Here is a 2,427-nt window from a genome sequence, read left to right as displayed (position 1 = left end):
CGCGCGGAGTCGCTGCGCACGCGAGCGTCGTCGCCGCGCTCACGATCGGGCTGGCCGTGTGGGCGGGCGTCGACCCGGGGTCGTTCCTCGTGCTCGCGCACAACGCCGCGGCGGTGGCGTTCTTCGTCGTCATCGGGGCGGTCGCCGCGGTCGCCGCCTGGCGCCCGCAACGGGCGCCGCGGCGGTTCCGCCGGGCGTATGCGGTGGTGGCCGGCGGCATCCTCCTCACCCTCGTCGGGCTCGGCGTGGTGCTGGTCGCGGCCGTCGCGAGTGCCGAGGTGTCCGCCCCGGTGCCGTGGGTGCTCATCGGCGAAGCGGCCGCTCTCGTGTTCTTCGCGGCGTTCTGGGCGGTGCAGACCGTGGAGCTGTGGAACGATCCCGATCCCCGACTGCGGCTCTGAGCGCGCGACCGCGACGCGGAACGCACCCGGGAATATCCTCGAAGCCTCGCCGTTGAACTTGATACGCGGTCGCTCAAGTATAAAACTTGAGCCGACTCCACTCACGTATCACAGGAGACGGAATTGCCCGAAGAAGTCACCCCCGGCGCCGGGGACAACGGCGCTCAGTCGTTCGACGAGTTCCTCGCGCGCTACCTCGCGGGGGAACGCGCTCGTGCCGAACGTTCCATCGACCTGAGCCGGTTCCTCAGCTCGCGTACGCAGGAAGCCCTGCAGCAGGCCGGCCGCTACGCCCTCGGTCGCGGACAACGCGAACTCGACGCGCTGCACGTGCTGCACGTCCTCGTCGGGCAGTCGCCCGCGCGTGAGGCCGTCACCCGGCTCGGCGCCGACCCGGCCGCGATCGCGCGCGCCGCCGAGAGTCGCCTCCCGGCCGCGGGTCCCGCCGCCGACGTCGACGGCGCGGTGGTCGCCGGTTCGGTGCAGCGCGCGCTGTTCCACGCCTTCCAGGTCGCCCGCGCCGCGGGCTCGACCTACGTCGACCCCGACCACCTGTTCTTCGCGCTGGTCCTCGCACAGGACGCCCCCGCCGGGCAGATCCTCGCGCAGGCGGGTGTCACCGCCGAGGCGCTGACCCAGGGCGTGCGCGAGACCGTCGTGGGCGGCGACGAGGTCACGGGTTCTGCCCAGACGGCATCCGAGACCCCGAACCTCGACCGCTTCGGCACGGATCTCACGGCCCTCGCCCACGAGGGACGCCTCGACCCCGTGATCGGCCGTGCCGACGAGATCGAGCAGACGATCGAGATCCTCAGCCGCCGCACCAAGAACAACCCCGTGCTCATCGGTGAGGCCGGTGTCGGCAAGACCGCCGTCGTCGAGGGACTCGCCCGCGCGATCGTCGAGGGCAACGTCCCCGAGCAGCTCCGCGACACCCGCGTCGTGTCGATCGACCTCGCCGCGATGCTCTCCGGCGCCCGCTACCGGGGCGACTTCGAGGAGCGGTTGACCCAGACGATGGACGAGATCGCGGCGCAGTCCGGAAAGCTCGTCGTGTTCATCGACGAGATCCACACCATCGTCGGCGCGGGAGCCGGCGGCGAGGGGGCGATGGATGCCGGGAACATCCTGAAGCCGCGCTTGGCCCGTGGTGAGCTGCACCTCGTCGGCGCCACCACGCTCAAGGAGTACCGCACGATCGAGAAGGACCCCGCCCTGGAGCGGCGTCTGCAGCCCGTTCGCGTCGGTGAGCCTTCCCTCCCCGACGCGGTCGAGATCCTGCGCGGCCTGCGCTCGGCCTACGAGGAGCACCACGCCGTGACCTACACCGACGACGCCCTGCGCGCCGCGGTCGAGCTCGGCGACCGGTACCTGCCCGACCGCGTCCTGCCCGACAAGGCGATCGACCTCATCGACCAGGCGGGGGCGCGGCTGCGTCTGAAGCTCGGGGTGACGGTCGACACGTCCGCCCTCGTCGAGCGTCTCGCGAGCCTCGAGGCCGACAAGAACGCCGCCGTCTCGGCCGAGCACTACGAAGAGGCCTCGCGGCTGCGCGACGAGATCGCCGCCGTGCAGACGCGCCTCGACGAGGCCACGAGCGCCCCGCGCGCGGCAGCCGTCGTCGACGAGCCCGAGATCGCCGCCGTCATCAGCCGGGCCACCGGCATCCCGGTCTCTCGTCTGACCGCGTCCGAGCGCGGCCGCCTCGCGCACCTCGAGGACGACCTGCACGCGCGCGTGATCGGGCAGGATGCCGCGGTCACGGCGGTGGCGAAGGCCGTGCGCCGCAACCGCACGGGGCTCGGCGACGAGCGTCGTCCCGTGGGCTCGTTCCTGTTCCTCGGGCCCACCGGCGTCGGCAAGACCGAGCTGGCCAAGGCCCTCGCCGGCTCGCTGTTCGACGACGACTCCGCCGTGATCCGCTTCGACATGAGCGAGTTCGGCGAACGGCACACCGTCTCGCGCCTCATCGGCGCCCCTCCGGGATACGTCGGCTACGACGAGGCCGGACAGCTCACCGAGCGGG

At 72.2% G+C, this 2,427-nt stretch carries 1 protein-coding gene and 1 pseudogene; both read left to right on the top strand.

Annotation, left to right across the window (positions count from 1 at the left end):
• Positions 1–401: pseudogene (locus LQV45_RS25920) on the top strand (hypothetical protein); the annotation flags it as partial.
• Positions 402–524: 123 nt separating this feature from the next.
• A partial coding sequence (locus tag LQV45_RS25915) for an AAA family ATPase (protein ID WP_230009520.1) occupies positions 525–2,427 on the top strand: 1,903 nt, incomplete at its 3' end.

It is taken from the genome of Microbacterium sp. Bi128 (genome assembly GCF_918698205.1).
This window is presented reverse-complemented; position numbering and strand designations above follow the sequence as displayed.